This window comes from Limosilactobacillus secundus (assembly GCF_020784695.1).
In the GTDB taxonomy this organism is placed as follows: domain Bacteria; phylum Bacillota; class Bacilli; order Lactobacillales; family Lactobacillaceae; genus Limosilactobacillus; species Limosilactobacillus reuteri_F.
Window position 1 is genome coordinate 49,290 of record NZ_JAJGUA010000039.1, and the last position, 21,353, is coordinate 70,642.

A 21,353-nucleotide genomic window follows, 5' to 3' on the forward strand; every position below is an offset into this window, starting at 1 on the left:
ATAATTATTTTGTGTATTTAAGGATATTTAAAAATGAATCCGTTAATTCAATTGCTGTTTTCGGATCTTTTGATTTTAACTCAAAGCATAGTTGATCAACCTTATAATAATTATTTTGAGTTTCAGAAGGCTCATTATTATTAAAATTTGTATTTTCAAGTAGTTGTGTTATTGGAATTTGCAAAGCATTCGCAATCCGCCTCAGAGATTTTAAACTTACATTTTGGTCATTGGTTCGTTCAAGTCGTGAAATGAAGTTCACGGAGAGACCACTAAGTTCGGCTAAACGTTCTTGTGTTACACCAAGATGCTTTCGAATTGCTCTCATGTTGTCCCCAATATCTGCGATAACAGTCACCTTCTTTTTTATTAAAGATAACTGAAAAATCCGCTTGATATAACGACTTTTGGAAATAGTTTTCGACCATAATAACTGTTTATCAATGCATATGTGTACAAATAAATAGTTATCACTATTAAAATGAGATTGCATGATACATTCTTTTTAAATTTTTTGCTTATCGTTAATATTAAACATTTGTTAAGGAATAACTGTAAATATTAAGCGATAAATATAAAAGTTATCTAGTTGAAAACTATTAATATAGTGGTATTTTAAAAACGGATTATGTTAATGATTTTATATAAAAATAGGAGGAAATAGTTAGGGAGGATTTTGTCATGAAAAGAATCTTGGCAGTGACCGCTTCCGTAGCTGTTGCGTTGTCACTAGCGGCTTGTGGAAATACTTCAAGGTCCGCAAGTAATGAAAAGAATAGTGTGAGTTCTTCAAAAAGGATAGTTAAACATCATGGAAAGAAGAATTCAAATAGCAGTAGTTCAAGTAGTGTTAGTTCTACTGTGTCGTCAAGTAGTAGTGAAACTAATACATCATCCACTAACACTGAACAAAGTGCTCCAGCAAATGATGCACAAAGTAACAGTCCGAATTCAGATAGTCAATCGGTTAATGCGGAGAGTACGTCAGTAGATGATGAAGGAAATACACACCACATTACAATGTCTGGACAGGTAGTCGATGGTCATCAACTTGGGACTGACATCGTGACTACTCCAGATGGTCAATCAAGAAGATATGAATTTGACAAGGCTATTGATGATTAAATTGGGGGATTTTTAAGATGGAAAATCAAGTACATTATAAATTATTTAAGAATGGTAAGTTTTTGTGCACAATGGCATTATCTACAGTTGCAGTATTAACAACATTAGGAGCTACTGGAACAGTACATGCTGATGCCACACCAGTTCAAAATAGCAATGAACAAAGTGAACAAACTAGTCAAAGTGCTTATCAACAAAAAGCTTCTCAAAATGAGCAACAATTATCAGATTTAGCATCTGCTAATGCCACTAAAGAAGCTAATGCAGCTAACTCATATGCACAAGCAAATCTACAAAGTGCAAATGCCACAAGCCAGCAAATTGCTGACATTCAAAATCAATATACACAAAAGAAGCCACAAGCAAAACAACAAATTCAAGCGGCTTCTGACGCGATGGCTTCTTCTGTAGCCAGCCAAACGCAAGTCGTTAATAATTCAGCAGCTTCTGCAACCAGTGCCACTCAACAAGCTAACGCTACTAGTGAAGCCCAGATGCAATCTGCAAATGCGGCAGCAATTGCTCAAGCCCAACAACAAGCACAAGATGCTGCAGCTCATTCGGCAGCAGCTATTAGTGCAGCTAATAGTAACTATCAAGTAGCTGTTGATTCAGCTAACGCAACTCATCAATTAGCAACATCAGCCGCAAATGCGGATTACACTGCTAATGTTAACAACGAAAATAATACATATCGTGCTAATCAACAACAAGTAAAAAATGATGTAACTGCTGCTCAAAACGCTGTAAATCAAGCGCAACAAGATGTTAAGGATCACACTACTACTCAAACAGTAACAGTGCCGGGCCAAAAGCGGACAATTGATCACATTACCAATGCTGCTGAAAAGCGTGGGAATTCAACTAACTGGACATCGGTAGGTAGTGGAACATTTGTCACTTCACCTATTGAAGAATCTTATTTCCGTAAATCAATTTATTACAATACAATTATGGGAATGTATCCCGGCCAAACACCTTATAGTCGTGAAGATGCTGCTAATCATACAGCGGTTTATGACTATACTCACGTTCCAACTAATGTCTCAGAGATGCCAACGGATTTTCAACCTGGTTTGTTAATTTATAATCCAGATCTTGATACATCTGAAGTTGTATCATCTGATGGGTTTACTGAAGCACAAAAACAAACAATTCGTGCATTTATGGCTAGCTGGGCTAATTCATTCCGCAATTGGATTTACAATAATGATCGCGATGTTTGGAATGAAGCCAATAAGTTCCACTATTTTAAAGATCAAGCACCTCATGAACTTAAATTTACTACTACTATGAATGCTGCAGGAGACAAGATCGGTCAAATGCGTACTGATGCTGGTTTAACTAACGATCAGCACACTATTCCTTCAGGTACAACCAATGTTGATTATGCTAAAGCGATCCCTTCAATCAATATTACTGGACAACAAGTTGGTAACTATATGGTCAATGCTGTTCAAAGCAATATGGAAAATTTAATGACTGTTGAACCGTCAACAATTGACAGTGCAAAGCCAACAATGTTGAATTATTTAATCAGTGCATATAATATGACTCAAGCTATGTGGTATGGTGAAATCTATTCCAATGGTTTAGGCGGTCATGCACGAGGAATTTTAAGCAACGATCTTGGTTATATTACCGGTGGGTTTGAAAAAATGACACCTTCTACTTTTAGTAATGAGTTAACAAATAATGAAAAAAGTTATCGTGAAAATTACGCTTTTAGTCATAATATGCCACTCTACGCATTTACATATGATGCTTATGATTATGTTCCTTATGTGATGTCACTTGATGATCAACTAAATGTATTATCCTCATTGCCAAATGATCAAAAAGTAGTCGATGCATATAACAGAATGCAATCTACTATCGACAATGCTATGGGTCAAGAAATTCAAGATCCAACATTTATGAGTGCTGTTTCATATGAAAAGAACGGTGATGGTTCACGCACTGAAACTAAGCAAGTGACACCACAACAATACACTGACGCCTTAAACAATGCTAAATCTCATTTAACCCAAGTAACAAATGATGCTAATAGCAAGTTACAACAATTAGCACAAACTCATCAAGATCACTTAAAGAATCTTGAAAGCATCCGCGATAATGCGATTAAGCAAGCAGATACAGCCTTGCAAAATGCTGTCAGACAAGCTAAGCAAACTTGTGATAACAAGATTGCTGAAGCTAAGGGTAGTCAAGTTAATGTTGACGCATTAAAGAAGAGTCTTGATGACAAGTATCAACAATTAGTAGCTAGTGATAAAGCTAAGCTCGATAAGATTGAAACCGATCGTCAAACTGCTATTAAGCAAATTCAAGCTACTGCTCAATCTGAATATGACGCTAAACTAAAGGAACTCGGTGTTGATGATCAAGCTGTTCAAGCTCAAATCAAGCAATTACAAGATGCACATGACACTTTTGTAAAAGAAAATGCTGATAAGCTAGCACAACTTAAGGCAGAAGATGCCAAAGCCTACAATGATTTAAAGGCTAAGCTTGATGCTGAATTAGCCACTTTAATGCCTAAGCATGAAACTAATACTGATAATTCAGGCAATGTTATTAATACTGGGGATCACACTATCGTATTGCCCGATGATACGAAGAATGAATCTGCTACTCATAATAATGCTAGTCAATCAAGTAATGCAACAGATACAGACTCAGTGGAAAATAAGAACCAATCTGCTAAAGACGTTGCTCAAGAACATCCATCAGCAAACAGTGATAATTCAAAATCGACTGCCTCATTGGCGGAAAAGAATAATAATTCTGATAATCAAACACAAACTAGTGTTGCAACGGCTAATGTTGATACTAATAACGATGACACGGCGGTTACTGTTCTTGCGGTAAATGCTACCTCTGAATCAGTTACAATGACTCGTAAAGAAGACAAGCAACAAACTAAGAAATTACCACAAACTGGTAACTCCCAATCATTAGTATTAGTCGCCCTTGGAACACTAACTTCAATGTTTGGTTTTGGTCTGATGCGTAAGCGCCGTTATTAGAAAGATGAGATTAGATGGGAAGTTTTGTTAAAAATAATAGGAAGTTATTGGTTGTAGTATTAGCAATAGTTTGTCTTGTAATAGGAATTATGGTAAGTCATCATATTTATGAACAGCATCGTGATGAGCAAGCTGCGGATGAAATTTCTAAAGCATGTAAGAAGACGCCATCAATGAAGGGGCTTTTTAGTAAGTTTCAGATTGCTGGTGTCAATGCTCATAAAAAAGTATTAGATCTGCAAATGAATGAGGAACTGAGCAACCAACTTAAATCAAATATTAACGCGTATATTGAGGATAATATTTCTGTAATTACGCGAATGTTTGGTGATCCAACCCGTCATGAAGATGGTGAGGGAAACCTAATCGTTACAGGCGATGAGGTAGAACCAGTTTGCGATACGATTGCTTCTGATAAAAAGTTTGTTAACGATTTTGGAGATGGCTGGAAAATTAGAATATATAACGCACAAGAAAAGTTAGTATATGTTTATTCTGATGATAAGTTTTTGGACAAGCCCGAAGTCCATTTAGATTCTGTGATTGCTAAAGGTAAGCAAGAACACGATGATAATGCGGTCAAGTTAACTGAAGCTGCCTTGAACGCAGTGGGTAATAATAAAGAATAAAACTAAATCCGGTGAGGGCATTGATGTCGTCACCGGATTTTTTAACTAAAAAAGAACCATGACCCTAAGCCATAGCTCTGTAATTGAAAAGTAAACCAATCATGCGGTTGTGTGACCGTTGTGGGTAACGTTATTTTCACGATAACCAAAGTAGAATTGGATAGCAGCAATTGCAATGTTGACCCAATTCATCGTAAGGAACCAGCCATTAAGTACGTTGCCGTCGTGTGTCATGCCGTAGTATACCCAAAAACCAATTACGATAGCACATACATTAATCCATGCGAATGTCTTTTGTAGAATTTGATTGTTAAGGGCAAACCACATCCATACAACGTTTACTACAAACCAGATTGCAAGAATCCAAAAGATAACGTCGAACATAGTATTACTTCCTTTCAACATCCTATCTACACATACCATAGATAATACCTAATAAAGAAGATTTACTTTTCACTATCTATTATAGTCGAATCTTATCCATAGCCAAAAGATAAAGCATTATTAATATGCATTAATGATACATTGGAAAAATATTGAGTAAAAAAGTGCAGATTACCGCTTTTTACGTATATATCTTTATAGAACTATTTAACAGGGGGATATAAGGATGAATGAATTCTTGCGCAAAAAGTGGGAGATGGCGGGCTTAGCCGATGACTATATCTTCAACAAAGTGATGCTTGATTATGATATTTGTTTAGAAGTTTTACGTCGGATCTTGCCCGACTTGCATATTAAAAAGATTAAGTTGCCTAATAACCAGCAAGAGTTTGCTGTCGCTCCTGATGCTAAGGCAGTGCGTTTTGACATCTATACGACCGACGAACAAGGTAACCATTATGATATTGAGATGCAAGTAGCTGACCACCACAATATCGCTAAACGAATTCGTTATTATCAAACTGCCAGCTCAATGGAGGCTTATGATAAAGGACAGCCATATGAACAAGCTGATGATTCCTATGTGATTTTCTTCTGTAATTTTGACCCATTCCAGCTTGGCCAGCAACGTTATGTATTACATAAGCATATTGATGAAATTCCCGAACAAATTATAGAAGATGGACAAACCGATATCTTATTTAACGTTCCTTCCTTACGCCACGATGTTGATCCTAAGATGCAGGCGTTTTTAGATATGATTGCCCAACGAAAAGTTGAAGCGACCGATCCGCTTGTCGTAAAATTAAAGGAGAGAATAGCAGTTGTAAAGCGGAATCGGAAATGGAGGTCGGAATATATGCGACGTTCAGTATATGAAATGGATCAAGAAATGCGCGAGAAAAAGATTCGTGAGGGTGAACGTAAAATACGGGATGGCAAACTTGAACTCCTAGAAGGAAAACGTGAGCTCCTAGAAAGCAAACGTGAAATTAAAGAAAGCCAGGATCGACTCAAAGAAAAAGAACAGCTAATTCAAGAAAGAGAACAAAAACTACACGAAAATCAGCAGACAATAATTAAAACATCTATTTTGGCAATGAGAGAGCTGAATATTGATGAAACAACAATCAAGAAAGAAATAAAAGAAAAGTTTGACCTGTCAGCCAACGAAATTAAGGATTATTTTGCTGAATAAAATGAGAAGGAAGTCTCCAAATCAATTATGGAGGCTTTTTAGGTAACTCCTACAGATTAAGGTATAATGAAGATTTAAATATAAGCTCTGCAGGGAGTATCTTTATAAGAAAAATAGCACTAATTTTGATGCTTTCATTGACGATGCTAGTCATGGTAGCTTGTGGAAGAACATCCTCAAGTACTAATAGATCATCAACTAGTAGTATGACTAGTTCTTTATCAAGTACACAACAAACAAGGGATGATGCAGCACTAAACGCTGAACGATTAACGTCTGAGCAAACTGCTGCTCTCGTGTTGTATTATCGTGATGCGCATATGCCAGGAGCAAATGATTACGATTATTCTGCTGATATGGAAAACAATGATCAGGGAGCAACGGTTAAGATTTATGATAAAGAAGTAGTGCCTTGGGGAGAGGGACCTTCTGCTAAGACTTATCCTAAGGGCGCCAAAATTTTATATACTATTAAATTAACTTCCGACAGATAAGGTTGGATTAACTATCCAGCAACTCGGAACATTAGTTGCATTGTTAAAGAACTCTGATTGGTTTAATAATGGGATTCAAAATGGTGAAATGTATTACGGAACATACTATGGTTATGGTGAAGTTGCTGATTACCAATATGTAACGACTAAGAGTGATTCGACTTTTAGATGTAAAGACAATGATGTCACCATTAAAATGATTGCATCAACTGAAAATCAAAGTGTGACAGAGGCACTAATGACTACTACGCATACTACTGTTACGAATTTGATGAATAATTACTAAGAAGGATATATTATGAGTAAAAAAGATAAGTATGATGTTCAAAAGTTTACTGGGATTCCCGTCGAAACAGATGCTAGTGGAAAGTACCAGTTAAAGTTTGACCAAAATGGTGAGGCAAAATTACATACTTGGCGGACTGGAAAACATACTAAGGGGAAATTTAATCATCCAGGTCAGTTAATGCTGACAGAAAATAACTTGACTGTTTTAATTCTAAAAGCCGAACCAATGGCTTTTAAGGATCGTCATAGTGAAACTCCTCTGCAACGATTTTTAACTGTCGATGTTACAGAAGATGTACTGAAACAAGGCCTTGCAGAATTAAAGGAGTGAAATTGATGAAAACACTAGTGATAGTGGCTCATCCTCAACTTGCGAATTCAGCAACTGAATCGTTTTTAAAGGCAGCCGCTGATGATGAAAATAACGTTCTGTGGCATGAACTAAAAACACCTTTTGATATTTCTCGAGAGCAGGAATTGTTAAAATCGGCAACTCGAATAATTTTTCAATTTCCGCTGTATTGGTATAGTGCGCCAGCGATCTTAAAGCAATGGCTTGATGAGGTATGGAATTCACAACTTACAAGTAGTCATTTGCTAAAGAGCCGTGAATTGGGGATTGTCACGACGGTTGCTCATTCCGCCTCTGCCTTTCAACCGGGCGCCAGTCAAAGATATACAATTGCTGAAATTTTACGACCATATCAGGCTTTAGCACACGCGATGGAGATGAAGTATTTACCACCATTGCCGATTTATCAATTTGCCCAACAGGGTGAAGAAGAGCGCCAGTCATTATTTATCCACTATCAGCAATATTTGACCTTAGATAAATTCTTGCATTTTAGTGACCAGACACAATGGTTTATCGCTCGCCTTAACGCCAAAATTGCTCGCGAGTTAGATCCCTTTCAACAAGCTAAATTAGAACAATTGTTATCACTTTTACAAGATCAACAAGAAGAACTGGATGATTTACACACTTCTATCGGCTGGCTACGAGAAAAAGAGGATGACTAAAAATGGATGAGAATCAACAATGGGCACACGAAGAACTAACAAAATTAATGAAAAATAGCCCAACATATGAAGATCAAGCTTTTTACCGGGCATTAGATCAGTTAATGCTTAAACAAGCACAACGCCTAATCAATGCCGCTGGTGAACTTGATGGTCGTAGTTGGGCTGATAAATAATTGATTTAAAAATGTAAAGCAGGGGTCTACCCACCACTTCAACGATAGACTCCCACCTTATCAGATAATTGTTTCAAAATGAAACTAGGGGATTATTGATACCCGTAATTCTAATTGCACGATTAGAAAAAGTCACTAAAAAGTTTGTAAAGATCCTTGGGTATTGATACCTTACAAAGGAAATTTATATAACTAAGTCAGTGAAACAATGGGTACTAGAGAATTATGAATAAAATCCTCATGTATTATTATAAAACAAATTATTCCTAAAAAATACAAAATTATTGATTTATATTATTTTATAGCGAGTTGTAAATCTTTTCGGAGTTTATCAGCAAGAATAACTGCTTGATTATGTTCTTCATCTTTTGCCCCATAAAGGAGAATGACGTTCTGACTCGGCAACTGACTTTGGACAATTGCCTTTAATGAATTATAGTAAACAGGATTATTGGTTAATTCTGCTAGATAACGCTCTTTGAATTCTGGATAGCGAGCGACATCATGACCAAACCATTTCCGAAGTTCGGTACTGGGTCCGACTTCTTTGAGCCACTTATTAAGATGTGCATTTTCTTTTGAAATCCCGCGTGGCCAAATGCGGTCAACGAGGATACGATAACCATCTAAATCAACCGGTTTAGTATAGATTCGTTCAATTTTCAGTTCCATCATGCCGATCCCCTTTAATTAGTGTTATGTTTAGGATAGTTCTTTTTAGGAGGAAAATAAATATGCTAACAAAATATCAACAATTTTTTACTGGACGGCCCACAGTCGAAATTGCGAAGGATCTTTTAGGAAAATTAGTAAAATACCAAACTGAAAATGGGATTATTGGCGGTTATATTGTTGAAACAGAAGCATATTTAGGAGAAAAAGATTCTGCATCGCATGCTTTTAACGGACGACGCACTGGCTACTCGGAATCTTTGTATGGGATGCCCGGGAATATTTACCTATACCAAATCCGTGGACATTATTGTTTTGATATTGTGGTTCAGGATGCAGAAGAACCTCAAGGAATTTTACTTCGCGGAATAGAACCGGCGCTAAACATCGATAAAATGATCGAAAATCGGCACATGTCAGGGGTAAATATTACTAACGGTCCCGGTAAATTAGTACAAGCTCTCGGAATTCATTCACGGGATTTAGATGGGCAGCCTATGGAAACAAGTCCACTAACGGTTGATTTACATAATTATAAAATTCCTGGAGAAATCGCTATTTCTGCGCGGATTGGAGTTAATTTGAAGGGAAAGGATGGGTTAAGTCCACGCCGCTTTTATGTAAAAGGCAATCCCTATGTATCAAACGTGAAAAAACAAGATATGGATCTGGAATGTCATGGTTGGAAGGGGTAAATAATGGCGCTAACTTATCAACAACTATTAACGGCAGTTCCTGTTGTTCTTGATGCGGGTAATGTTCCGAATATTGTTGGGGATGCGGGAATCGGCAAATCTGCTTTAGTTCGTGAAATTGCTGCTAATCTGAATGCGGCATTATTTACTACGGTTGTCAGCTTAAGTGAAAAGGGAGACCTTGCAATTCCGGTTCCTCCTTTGACCAGTGAATCCTTTGTTGAAACGAAAAATTATGGTCGCCTTGCAAATGTGCAATTTGGTTACTCTGAAACTTTGATCAGCATTATTAAGTATGCCGAGGCCCATCCTAATCAATCAATTATTTGGTTTTTAGATGAATTTAATCGCGGAACGCAAGCTGTTCAAAGTGAATTAATGAACCTGGTCCTTCAACGAAAGATTAATTCTTTGCGGTTACCTTCCACAGTGCGGATCATTATTGCGGAGAATCCTGATTCTACGATGACCGGCTTTACTGATCGTGAATATGGTGTCGCGACTGGGGATGCTGCAATTAAAGATCGGACAGTTCGGTTAGTGATGACGAGTTCGACGACTGAATGGTTAAAATGGGCCAAGGTCGCTGGAATTAATGACCTTGTTTCCGCCTACCTTACACAATACCCTGAACAGTTATTAGTTATTGATCCGAATAATGAAGATTTAGCTCCCACGCCACGTGCTTGGGAAAGGGTTTCCCGCAATCTTGACCAATTACAGGCGTTAGATCAGAAAATGCAAAAAGAACTTGCTGCTGATATCTTTAGTGGTGACTTAGGTGACGAAGTAGGGGTGGCCTTTGCTCAGTTTGTCCTTGCACAGGGTCAAGAGCTTACCGTAGCGGCCCTGAAAGACGCTAAAGATGGCAAGAAACAGTTTGAAAATGCTGATGAAGCAACCAAAATTCAAGTATTACGGTCATGGCTAAGTCCTAAGTTGGCATCTGAAGAAGAGGCAGCTCTATTTATTAAGTATCTCCAATTAGTTAGTGAGGATGGTCAGTATGCGATTGTTCAAACAGTTGGTGAAGATTTTATCGATCTCTTGCAAGTAATGTATGAGCAAGCCATCAAACATCCCCAAGGCTCTGTAGCGCAACTTTATCAATATTTCGCGGAGGTTGCGACGCGTGGTGATAATCGATGAGTTTAGGTGACATTCTGACACGGTTACGACAAAAAGGTGGAGATAATAGCCATGTAACGTCCGCGCAACGGATTAAGGAGGCAATTATTAGCATCCTCCAAAAACAACGACTTTTCGGAGAAGTGTTATTACAGCTTCCACGAGAGAATGATTTACAGTTACCTGCAATGATGGGATTGAGGTGGGAAGACAATCGCCTTGTACTGGTTATTAATCCAGAAAAGTTAGCGCACGTTCGTAATGATGAACTTCAAAGCTTATTAGAACATGAAGCCCTTCATCTTATCTGGATGCATCCATTACGCTATGCTTCTTATCCTCATCCAGATTTAGTCCAGATTGCAACCGATGTAGCGGTAAACCAGTATTTAACTGAGCCGCCCCAAGGAACAGTAACCCTTAGCCAATTGGAGAAAGTTCTTCGTCAAAAACTAATGCCAAAATTAGATTCGCAGGATTATCTCAATATATTAGAACAGCTGCCTGCTGAACAGCAAGAAAAATTACATCAGCCAGGTTTTAAATTGAATGGTGGCAAACAAAAAGGAAATGCAACGGCAGATGAGGTTAAAACAGCCGATACTCATAACGGTTGGCAGGAATCTAAGACAAGTCAGCAGGTTAGCAATCAGGTCGTGCGCTTAGCGAATATTAAGCAGATTTTGAATCGTTCCTGGAAGCAAACCCCGCAACGAGATCGCGGTTTATTGCCAGGAAATGTAAAATCACAGTTGCAAAAAGCTCACCAAACCAGAATAGTCGATTGGCGGCAGGTTCTTAGGCATCAGTTTGGGTTAATTACACGCGGGCAAGTTAATTCGCATGCTCGCTTTAATCGCCGGCAACCATTACGAATGGATTTGCCTGGCAAAGTTACGAGATTGGATCCGGCTGTTGACATTTTTGTTGATAATTCCGGATCAGTCACCGATCAAGAACTCGTTCAAACACTAACGACGCTTGAAAAGATGCTTAAGAAAACGAAACTGACAGCTAACGTTTATTCGTTTGATGCCCAGGTGACCGCCAAGCAAAAACTACGTGATGGTAAAAAACTTGATTTTAGACGAACTGGTGGCGGGGGTACAAGTTTTCAGTGTATTTTTGACTATCTCCATCAGCACCACCTAACTAAACGAAATCGCATAATTATCATTATTACTGATGGGTGGGGAGAGGAACGAATCAATAATTATCATTATCAAAATGTTTATTGGCTAATGATGACAAAGGCTAATCAATTATCAGTAAAAGAGCCACCGGGAAGAGTATTAGAAATGAGGGGATAATTGATGACAACAATTTTAAATCCACAGGCCATGCAAAAGGTACTTACCCATAGCAAAGAATATGAGCGGGCAATTGGTCTTCTTAATAAGCGGTGGGATCCAGATGAACAGCCGATCTTTCGCAACGTTCTCCAGTCCGCAGATGTTCACTTTGCTCGGCAGCTCCAAATTGCTGGATTAATTAAAGGAAAGGTTGACTTAAGTAATTACCAGGAAGTAAATCAATTACTGATGCAACATGACTCATGGTTTTCAGAAAGTGCACGGAAAACTTTATTAAGTCCTTTTTTAGATTGAAGCAAATTTACGTGAATTTATAGTAGGCATAGTATAATAGTAAGTAATGTAACCTTTTAAGGAGGCCCTGCACATGGCAGTGAATAACGAACTAATTAAAGACGACTTATACGAAGCAGTAAACGGGGAATGGCTAAAGACGGCGAAGATTCCTGATGATAAACCAGCTACCGGGGGCTTCAATGACCTCGTTGATGAGATTGACAAGCAGCTAATGGATGACTTTGATGCCTATGCAGCGGGGAAGGAAAAGTCTGATGATTCTCGGTTTAATGAGATGATTAAGCTATATCGCCTCACTAAAAAATTTGATTGGCGTAAGAAAGTTGGCCCACAACCGCTTAAACGGATGTTGGCAAGTGTAGAAAATCTTAATTCATATGAAGATTACCAATCTCAATGGAAGAACTGGATTTTAGCAGGGATGCCTTCGCCGATTAGTTTTGATATTGATGCTGATATGAAGAATGCGACTGTTTATGCTTTATTTGCCTCATCACCATCGCTTATTTTGCCTGATAAGAGCTACTATGAAGCAGAAAAGAAGGCTCAGCACGATCAATTACTCCAATTATGGTCTTCAATGGTGGAAGCCTTGATGGATAAGTTGGGGTATAGCAAAGAAGAAGCAAAAAAGATCATTGATGATGCAATCAAATTCGATGCCTTTCTTGCGCCAAATGTAAAGAGTGCTGAAGAAGCGGCTGATTATAGTAAGATGTATAATCCACAAACGGTTGCAGAACTAGCCAGTGCGACTAACCAACTTGATATTGCGGCAATAATTAAGCAGTTAGTTGGGGAAGAACCGGAAAAAGTAATTGTGACAGAACCGGAATACTTTAAGGCCCTGAACAAGATCTTACAAGATAACTTTGAGCTCTTTAAAAACTGGGCATTAATTCGTGTCATTCGCGAAAATGCTAGTTACCTTGATGATGAAATGCGTGAAATCAATGGACGTTATGGTCGAGCCCTTTCTGGAAGCAAGAAACCAGTTAGCCAGCGTAAATTTGCGTTCTATCTTGCACGTGACATGTTTAGCCAAGTAGCTGGGGATTATTATGGGAAGAAGTACTTTGGACCACAAGCTAAGGCAGACGTTCATCACATGGTTGAGCAAATGATTAAAGTCTATAAGGGACGCTTGAACAATAATCAATGGCTTAGTAAGGATACCCGTGATAAGGCTATTCTTAAGCTTGATAAACTAGGCATTCAAGTCGGGTATCCAGATAAGATCCCTGCTCTTTATGATCAATTTAAGGTTGATGAAGAAGAATCATTGATTGCAAACTTAAATCAATTAACAGTGACGGCTAATAAAGAATTATTCAGTCGGTGGAATAAACCTGTTGATCGGATGCGGTGGGAAATGAGCGCGGCCACAGTCAATGCTTACTACCACCCATTTAAGAATATCATTGTATTTCCAGCTGCAATCCTACAGGCACCGTTCTACTCGTTGAAGCAGAGCAGCAGCCAAAATTATGGTGGAATTGGCGCAGTGATCGCTCATGAAATTTCCCACGCCTTTGACAACAATGGGTCATTATTTGATGAGTTTGGAAATCTTAATAACTGGTGGACAGATGAAGATTCTGCACACTTTAAGCAATTAGCCCAAAAGATGATTGATGAATTTGATGGGATCCCATTTGCTGGTCAAAAGGTCAATGGGAAGCTCACGGTTTCTGAAAATATCGCCGATGCAGGAGGCCTCAGTTGTGCACTTGAAGCAGCAAAAACTGAATATGACTTCAATGCTCAAGAATTCTTTATTAACTGGGCAACCATTTGGCGGATGAAAGCAACGGAACAGTACATGCAATTACTGCTTTCAATTGATGTTCATGCACCGCAAAAATTACGTGCTAATATTCAAGCAGAAAATCTCGATGACTTCTACACAGCATTTGACATTAAGCCTGGTGATGAAATGTACCGGGCGCCAGAAGATCGGGTTCATATTTGGTAATTTATGATGTGAATATCTATCTAATATAACTCTATAAGTATATTTTATTTGAAAAAATAGTCTCTTTATTAATTAATGTTCACTATGGTATGATTAAAAAGCTTAAATATACTGCTAATTTTTTGAAAGTAGTATTGGAACAGTGATAAATATTATTGATAGGGAGAGAAGTAAATGAATTTAAAACAATTTCTGAGTAAGTGGAAATTGCTTATTGGATTTATAATCATTTTATTAATCGTTTGTGGAGTTAGTAAATTAAAGAAAAATGAAGGAACAGTTATTGCTCCTAAAGAGGTGTCTTTTGTTAAACAAGCCCATGGTTCTGGTACTCATGTGTGGTTTATGTCAACAGGTAAGGCAAAAGACTCTAGTGTCTATTATATTATCATATTACGAAACGGAAAAGCAGAAACATATCGAACATATGATGATAATACAACTTTAGGAAAAATTTCGAAGATGAATAACAGCGAAATTATTAATTATGCTAAAGAGCAAGATAAAAAGTATTTCAATGCTTCGGTAAAAGAGACGACATTAGGTAAAAGGAATAAGCATGCTGGCTTTAATGCTGATTTTAAATCACCAATTTGGATGCCTGAATATTTTGTATTAAAAAAAGATGATAAGCTTATTGGGATCGCGATTAATGCTTATAAGAATAGTCAACTTCCAGCTTATGTTATTTTTAACGCTGATGGTAAAGTAACTAGTGATAAGAACGGAACAACTCAGATTCCTAAGGGAGCTACTATTACAAGTGTTAGATTACCTACGAGTACAAATAAGAGTGAGAATAATATGGTGTTGCGTGATCGGTTATATGATAGTTTGATTACGCATATCAAGGAAACGGATTATGTACCGCCAAAACCAGTTAAAGTTAAAGCAACTTCAAAAACAGATGATTCTGGTAATAATATTGTGAAACAAAAAGTTACAATTCAATATACTGAAAGTCTAAAGACAACTTGGATTGAACGTAATTTTTTGGCTATTGCAAAAAATAACCCAACAATGATGAAACAACTTTATCATTTAGAGCAAACAAAGGTAGAGGCAGCGGCAGAGAGTAGAACAAGTTCAGATAGTAAAAAGACTGATGATGCTAGGAAGATGTATTTAGACGGGGTTAATAAAATGTTTACGAAGGAAGTTTGTTATGACCTCATGAATAATGTTTTTGGTAACTATCAGGAAGAATACACTTTACATCTGGAAGAGCCAACTGAGTTTAATATTTATGATAATCGTTTTATTGGGTACTTTAGAGGTAGTAGTAATGGTTATTTAGTAACTAAAGCTCAAAATGATAAGCAAACAGCTGTTTTTGCTAAGTAACTAAAAAATCGAAAATACAGGTAGATATAATATCTTTTCAAGTATTCAAGTTAAAAGAAATTAAGCACATTTGTTATAGGAGTTGAAAGTGTTCTACAATTATTAGATAAAAGATCTAATGGTTATAAGGGGCTTTTTGAAATAGGGTAAGGAAAGACGTTTTAGGACGAGTTTCCTTGCCTTTTTTGTGTACAAAACCCTTATGGATGATAAATAATATGGTTGATGATATGAAAGAAATTAAAAGACTTTAGGCAAGAGTAGCTATATCTCAATGAAAGCGACGTTACCAGTTTTCTGGTAGTCAATCATAATTTGAAATGTTATTCACCCATCGTGACGGTCATCCTCGTTTCAAAAGTTGCCACAATAACTGGTACTGGCCGGTTTACTTGTAAAGTATTAACTAAGTAAATAATTCAACTTCCTAACGTTAGGCAGTATTAGGGTTGGGGGGTGCTAGCTAGCACCAATTTAGAATCATATTGGAATATAAATGTGCCTAGTATGGTAAAAAGTTAATTATGGTCAAACCAAATTATACCAATCAGATTTGTAGTTAGTATGGCTATCGAAGTGAAAAGAAACCGTTAAAGATATGTCCCCTGTGGGATCTACCACGACCAATATATTAATGTGGTAATTAATATATTGTATAAAGGATTAATAGCTGTTGGCTAAGGAATAACCACAGTAAAAGAACATAGTTGTTTTACTATGGTTAGGTATTGTGAATACACGTATAACATCTTAAATACTATCTCGTGTTTTCAGAAGCTCGGTCATTTATGGCCGAGTAGTTCACAAATGAATAAATATTTGATTGCTAGTACGGTTAACCTATTTATTAAGGCTAAATGTGCTGCTTTAGTTTAATTTTTAGTAGAATTATGTTGCCAATGATGTAATTCATTTAATTTATTAACTATATCAGTCTTATGCTCTTGCACCTTAATTAAGCGCTTTGCTGAGAAGGTTGATTTCAAATTTCCTAATTTGAATATTCTGTAAAAAACTTTGCTATGATTCTTAGCGTGACAAATTTCACTTTCTTCGGTAAAGTTTAAGCATAATTAATTTCCCGGGAAATAAATTTAATTGAAGGTAGGAGAACTTATTGAAATTTGCCGATAAAATGAAATTATATCGTTATCAAAAAGGATGGACTCAGCAGGATGTAGCAGAACGATTGTTGATCTCACGTAAAACAATTTCTAGTTGGGAAAATGGTCGAAGCTATCCTGATATTTTTATGTTGGTTCAAATAAGTGATCTCTACCATGTTAGTTTGGATGATTTATTACGGGAGGACCATGAGATGATAAATAATTATAAAGAAGAGCACAGAACAAGTATACATAAACAACAACTTTTAACTGTTTTGTATTTTATCAATATAGCTGGATGCATTTATTTCTTACTTCAATCAAGCGGAATAGTTTATATTGGTGTTGAGAGTGAGAAATGGCGGATTATTAATTATATTTTGTTAGGACTATTTTCCATAAATGTACTCTACTTAATTAGTCAAAGTAAATGGGAATTAATGAGTTGGAAAAGAAAAATTAAAATCTTAATAACTTTATTAATCTTTACTATTTTAGTTATGAAATTAGACAGCTTAGTTTTCCATATTGGTAAAAATGATTTACAAGATTTCATTACTGGGTTTATGGTAGCAATGAAATCTTTTGCCTTTACAGGATTAATTTGGCTATATCCACAGTTTAAAAAGCGAAGGGGTTGATTTTATTGTCAGTAATTAACGTAATCAAGGGAGATATTACCAAAATAAAAGTTGATGCAATCGTTAATGCCGCTAATACAACTTTAATGGGCGGCGGTGGTGTCGATGGTGCGATTCATCGAGCAGCGGGTCCAGCGTTATACGGCGCCTGTGAGAAATTTCATGGATGTCCAACTGGAGAAGCACGGATAACTGGCGGTTTTAACTTACCAGCCAAGTTTATTATTCACACGCCTGGCCCAATTTGGCATGGTGGTGATAATGACGAAGACCAATTGTTAGCTAATTCTTATCACAATAGTTTACTATTGGCTGATAAACATTTATGTCAGATAGTTGCCTTTTCTTCTATCAGTACAGGAGTATATGCTTTCCCGCTTGAAAGGGCAGCGAAAATCGCGATTAAGACGATTAAAGACTTCCTCCCGACTGCTAATTATGTTGATCAAGTAACCATGGTCTGCTTTGATGCTAAAACTTTTGCTGCATATCAATCACAACTTTATTAAGCTAAATAGTTCAAAACTGTTGGAAATTAATTGTTAAACGTTTATAATTTTCTGGATTGACTTTTTCCGGAAAATTTTTTGTTTTAAAAAGGAGGTTTATTATGAAACACGCTAAATTACGATCATTTACTTTTATTCTTGTTGCATTTATGCTGGGATGTAATGAGTTTATGGTTGTGGGTGTTTTATCAGATATTGCACGAAGTTATCATGTTCCGCTTTCCACAGTTGGTTTTTTGGTGACAGCTTTTGCAGGAGTATATGCGATTAGCACACCAATTATTACTACTCTAACTAGCAATTGGAATCGATATAAGCTTCTGATGCTATTAATGACTATCTTTTTTATTGGTAATACTTTAACTGCAATGGCACCAACACTTGGCTGGCTCCTATTTGCACGAATTATTACTGCTGCCGTCGCTGGAACCATTATTTCATTAATTAACTTGCTAGTTAGTATAATTACACCAATGGACAAGCGACCAATGGTTCTAGCATGGGTCGGCGCAGGTTTTAGTATTGCGTCGGTCATTGGGGTTCCTCTTGGTACAACCATCGCAACGTTACTTTCCTGGCACGATAGTTTTTGGATCATTTCGGGATTAACATTAATTGTGTTTGCATTGTTAGCCTGGCTTACTCCTCGTGATACACCTCAAGTTAAAGGGAGCATTTTAGAACAGCTAGCATTATTGAAAGATCACCGTGTTTTATTAGGAATAGGAATCACGGTAGCTGTCTTAAGTCTACAGTATACTTTTTATACTTATGTCCGACCGCTAATTACTACTGTGATGAGCTTTAGCTTAACTAGTTTAAATTGGTTGCTGCTTCTTTTAGGGGTAATGAGTATTATTGGTAACGAAATTGCGGGGATAGTTGCGAGTCACAATGGGGTTCAAAAACTGCCGCTTGTCTTTATTATCATGACCATCTTAAGTCTTATTCTTGGGATTGCATTAGGAAATAAGATTACAGGAATGCTTGTTCTAGCAGCTCTTTGTGTTGTTGTCATTATCTATGGAACAACTATTCAATTAGTATTCATTAGTGTTGCAGAAAAGGAATATCCGCAGTCATTGGCTTTAGCAACTTCATTAATTTCAATTTTCGCTAATGTTGGAATTTCGCTTGGCTCTTTCACGGCTTCGACTACTGTTAACTTTGCTAGTTTAACAACTCTTGGCTATGTGGGGGCAGTTTACGGACTTTTAGCGATCGGCTTATCTTTTGTGCTCCGTCGTTTTTATTCAAAATAATTCCTGAACCTGCTGAAAAGTAGACAAATAATAGCTATAATAAATCAGTAATACTATGAGGGAGATTATAAAATTATGAATATTGTTTGGACATGGGATATCATTCGCCGAATTATTGAAATTCTATGGTTAATTAATATTGCCTTTGCGGTATGGACTGTTTTTCGTAGCCGGCGTGATATTGCTTCAACTTGGGCATGGTTATTAGTATTAACTGTGTTTCCAGTAGTTGGATTTATCCTATATCTTTTTGTTGGACGACAATTATCTCATGATGAGATATTTAGTATTCAAGATGAGCAAAAACAATTACGAACTAAATATCTTGAAAAGCAACGGAAATTAAGTGAAGAACATGAATTAATGCCAAAAGGGAGCCGGTTGTCACGCGATCGCCAATTGGTTAACCTTTTTTTGAGTTTGAATGATTCAGTAGTAACCTTTAATAATAAAGTTCACGTATTTATTGATGGAAAAAAGAAGTTTGATAAGTTAATTGACGATATAAACCATGCAACTGACCATGTATATATTGAATACTATTCCTTTTATGCTGATAATCTAGGGAAGCGAGTGTTGGCAGCCTTAGAAGACGCAGCTGCACGGGGAGTAAAAGTCCGTGTTCTCTATGATTTAAGTGGGTCCCATGGAACTACTTTCAAATTTTTTAAGCATTTAGAAGAGTTGGGCGGCGAAGCGCAAGCATTTATTGCTGCTGCTAAAGCTTATTTTCAAACGCCGCGGTTAAACTACCATCTTCACCGTAAACTAGCTATTATCGATGGCAAGATTGGTTACATTGGTGGATTCAATATCGGTGATCAATACCTTGGCGAAGATCCTAAATTTGGTTATTGGCGTGATACCCATCTCCGTGTCGTCGGGCAAGCAACGATGATGATGACAGTGCGGTTTGCGATGGACTGGAACACAACCTGTCGAAAAACGCATAAAAAGAAAATTGATCTTGAAAAAGAATTTAAGAATTTTGAACTGGTTGCACCAGATGGCGATCCAGATGAGGTTCCAATGCAAATCGTATCTTCTGGACCGGATAATGAAAATTATTCAATTCGACGGGGATATGAATCAATTATTAGTTCGGCCCGAAAATACGTCTATATTCAATCGCCATACCTTATTCCAGAAGATTCAGTGCTAGAAGCATTAGTAATTGCCGCAAGAAGTGGAATTGACGTTCGCATTATGATTCCATGCATGCCTGATCATCCATTTGTTTATCGGGCAACAGAATATTATGCTAAATACTTGGTGAACAATGGGGTAAAAGTTTATAAGTATAATAATGGTTTCATCCATTCAAAGACGATGGTTAGTGGGAGCAACATTGCTTCTGTTGGTTCGGCAAATATGGATTACCGTAGTTTTAGACTTAATTTTGAAGTCAATGCATTTGCGTACAATGAAAAACTAACAGCGCAGTTAAAGCAAGACTTTGAAAATGATATGAAAAAGAGTACTTTACTTACTCCTGAGTATTTTGCTAATCAATCAAAGTGGCGGAAATTCAAACAATACTTTTCACGACTACTTTCACCAATTTTATAAAGAATCGAAAAATGACCAAGGAGCAGAATTTTGCCCTTGGTCATTTTTTTATTAATGTCTTTAGACCTAGTTGAGTGCGTGAGCAGAGCGAATGCACGAAACAAAAAACCACCTGCTATGCGGGTGGGCGATAAGAATTATATAAAAAAGGCCTCTTTTGCCTTAAGATGTAGGTGTTCAAGCCAAAATCAATAAGGGAAAAGAGGTTGTATAAATATGGCTAATAAATTAAATAGCTTAGCCCATACGAAGTGGTTATGTAAGTATCACATCGTATTCATACCAAAGTATAGACGTAAAGCGATTTTCAATCAATACCGAAGAGACCTAAGAGATTATATTCGTTTGTTGTGCAAATATAAGGGAGTAGAAATAATTGAGGGTCATATGATGCCAGATCATGTGCACTTGTTAGTAAGTATTCCGCCGAAGCTAAGTGTATCGCAGTTTATGGGATACTTAAAAGGGAAAAGTGCATTAATGATGTTTGATCGACATG

At 37.0% G+C, this 21,353-nt stretch carries 21 protein-coding genes and 1 pseudogene; 19 read left to right on the forward strand and 3 right to left on the reverse strand.

Translation table 11 applies throughout. The annotated features are described in order from the left end of the window. Positions 1–4: 4 nt before the first annotated feature. Positions 5–358, reverse strand: a complete 354-nt coding sequence (locus LMB57_RS07205) for a helix-turn-helix domain-containing protein (protein WP_225359159.1) — start codon at positions 356–358, stop codon at positions 5–7. 323 nt (positions 359–681) lie between these two features. On the opposite strand from LMB57_RS07205, the gene LMB57_RS07210 reads away from it, so the two are divergent. The 3 genes from LMB57_RS07210 (at position 682) to LMB57_RS07220 (ending at position 4,783) form a co-directional block, all read left to right on the forward strand. Next, positions 682–1,125 carry a hypothetical protein gene (locus LMB57_RS07210; protein WP_229271503.1) on the forward strand — a complete coding sequence of 148 codons (444 nt, stop codon included), beginning with the start codon at positions 682–684 and terminating at the stop codon, positions 1,123–1,125. A 17-nt stretch (positions 1,126–1,142) separates the two neighbouring features. Beyond that, a complete protein-coding gene (locus LMB57_RS07215) occupies positions 1,143–4,154 on the forward strand; it encodes an LPXTG cell wall anchor domain-containing protein (protein ID WP_229271502.1) in 3,012 nt (1,003 codons plus the stop codon). Between the two features lie 89 nt (positions 4,155–4,243). Continuing rightward, positions 4,244–4,783, forward strand: coding sequence for a hypothetical protein (locus LMB57_RS07220; RefSeq protein ID WP_229278155.1), 540 nt, complete (start codon positions 4,244–4,246; stop codon positions 4,781–4,783). Between the two features lie 99 nt (positions 4,784–4,882). On the opposite strand, the gene LMB57_RS07225 is transcribed toward LMB57_RS07220, so the two are convergent. Continuing rightward, positions 4,883–5,167, reverse strand: a complete 285-nt coding sequence (locus tag LMB57_RS07225) for a hypothetical protein (protein ID WP_011953591.1) — start codon at positions 5,165–5,167, stop codon at positions 4,883–4,885. Positions 5,168–5,393: 226 nt separating this feature from the next. Here LMB57_RS07225 and LMB57_RS07230 point away from each other — a divergent pair, with 226 nt between their 5' ends. The 5 genes and pseudogenes from LMB57_RS07230 to LMB57_RS07250 all read left to right on the forward strand — a co-directional run bounded on the left by LMB57_RS07230 (position 5,394) and on the right by LMB57_RS07250 (position 8,343). Beyond that, a complete protein-coding gene (locus LMB57_RS07230) occupies positions 5,394–6,365 on the forward strand; it encodes an Rpn family recombination-promoting nuclease/putative transposase (protein ID WP_229271500.1) in 972 nt (323 codons plus the stop codon). Between the two features lie 104 nt (positions 6,366–6,469). Next, a pseudogene (locus LMB57_RS07235) lies at positions 6,470–7,145 on the forward strand (Lreu_0056 family protein). Between the two features lie 12 nt (positions 7,146–7,157). Continuing rightward, positions 7,158–7,478: a DUF7671 family protein gene (locus LMB57_RS07240; protein WP_229271499.1), complete on the forward strand. Its 321-nt coding sequence runs from the start codon at positions 7,158–7,160 to the stop codon at positions 7,476–7,478. Positions 7,479–7,483: 5 nt separating this feature from the next. Next, positions 7,484–8,167 carry an NAD(P)H-dependent oxidoreductase gene (locus LMB57_RS07245; RefSeq protein ID WP_229271498.1) on the forward strand — a complete coding sequence of 228 codons (684 nt, stop codon included), beginning with the start codon at positions 7,484–7,486 and terminating at the stop codon, positions 8,165–8,167. A gap of 2 nt (positions 8,168–8,169) precedes the next feature. Further along, entirely contained in the window at positions 8,170–8,343 is a 174-nt protein-coding gene (locus tag LMB57_RS07250; RefSeq protein WP_229271497.1) for a hypothetical protein, read from the forward strand. Between the two features lie 294 nt (positions 8,344–8,637). Here LMB57_RS07250 and LMB57_RS07255 read toward each other — a convergent pair whose 3' ends face one another. After that, positions 8,638–9,015, reverse strand: coding sequence for a DUF488 domain-containing protein (locus LMB57_RS07255; protein WP_473964533.1), 378 nt, complete (start codon positions 9,013–9,015; stop codon positions 8,638–8,640). 62 nt (positions 9,016–9,077) lie between these two features. On the opposite strand from LMB57_RS07255, the gene LMB57_RS07260 reads away from it, so the two are divergent. From LMB57_RS07260 to tnpA, 11 genes are all read left to right on the forward strand, one after another. Beyond that, the gene (locus tag LMB57_RS07260; protein WP_029507864.1) at positions 9,078–9,710 is read left to right on the forward strand and encodes a DNA-3-methyladenine glycosylase; all 633 of its coding nucleotides are present in this window, start codon (positions 9,078–9,080) and stop codon (positions 9,708–9,710) included. A 3-nt stretch (positions 9,711–9,713) separates the two neighbouring features. Next, positions 9,714–10,859: an AAA family ATPase gene (locus LMB57_RS07265; RefSeq protein WP_229271495.1), complete on the forward strand. Its 1,146-nt coding sequence runs from the start codon at positions 9,714–9,716 to the stop codon at positions 10,857–10,859. Further along, the gene (locus LMB57_RS07270) at positions 10,856–12,148 is read left to right on the forward strand and encodes a vWA domain-containing protein (RefSeq protein ID WP_229271494.1); all 1,293 of its coding nucleotides are present in this window, start codon (positions 10,856–10,858) and stop codon (positions 12,146–12,148) included. The genes LMB57_RS07265 and LMB57_RS07270 overlap by 4 nt, the downstream gene beginning before the upstream one ends. A 3-nt stretch (positions 12,149–12,151) precedes the next feature. After that, a complete protein-coding gene (locus LMB57_RS07275; protein ID WP_229271493.1) occupies positions 12,152–12,445 on the forward strand; it encodes a hypothetical protein in 294 nt (97 codons plus the stop codon). A gap of 73 nt (positions 12,446–12,518) precedes the next feature. Beyond that, positions 12,519–14,423, forward strand: coding sequence for a M13 family metallopeptidase (locus LMB57_RS07280; protein WP_229278156.1), 1,905 nt, complete (start codon positions 12,519–12,521; stop codon positions 14,421–14,423). A 174-nt stretch (positions 14,424–14,597) separates the two neighbouring features. Further along, a complete protein-coding gene (locus LMB57_RS07285; protein ID WP_229271491.1) occupies positions 14,598–15,767 on the forward strand; it encodes a hypothetical protein in 1,170 nt (389 codons plus the stop codon). 1,117 nt (positions 15,768–16,884) lie between these two features. Continuing rightward, positions 16,885–17,514 (forward strand): helix-turn-helix domain-containing protein, encoded by a 630-nt coding sequence (locus LMB57_RS07290; RefSeq protein ID WP_229271490.1) that lies wholly within the window; start codon positions 16,885–16,887, stop codon positions 17,512–17,514. A gap of 5 nt (positions 17,515–17,519) precedes the next feature. Continuing rightward, positions 17,520–18,023: an O-acetyl-ADP-ribose deacetylase gene (locus tag LMB57_RS07295; protein ID WP_229271489.1), complete on the forward strand. Its 504-nt coding sequence runs from the start codon at positions 17,520–17,522 to the stop codon at positions 18,021–18,023. Positions 18,024–18,124: 101 nt separating this feature from the next. Further along, positions 18,125–19,285 carry an MFS transporter gene (locus LMB57_RS07300; RefSeq protein ID WP_229278157.1) on the forward strand — a complete coding sequence of 387 codons (1,161 nt, stop codon included), beginning with the start codon at positions 18,125–18,127 and terminating at the stop codon, positions 19,283–19,285. A gap of 75 nt (positions 19,286–19,360) precedes the next feature. Then, entirely contained in the window at positions 19,361–20,854 is a 1,494-nt protein-coding gene (gene cls / locus LMB57_RS07305) for a cardiolipin synthase (protein ID WP_229278158.1), read from the forward strand. Between the two features lie 216 nt (positions 20,855–21,070). Beyond that, on the forward strand, positions 21,071–21,353 hold a 283-nt coding region (gene tnpA, locus LMB57_RS07310; RefSeq protein ID WP_229278159.1), incomplete at its 3' end, for an IS200/IS605 family transposase.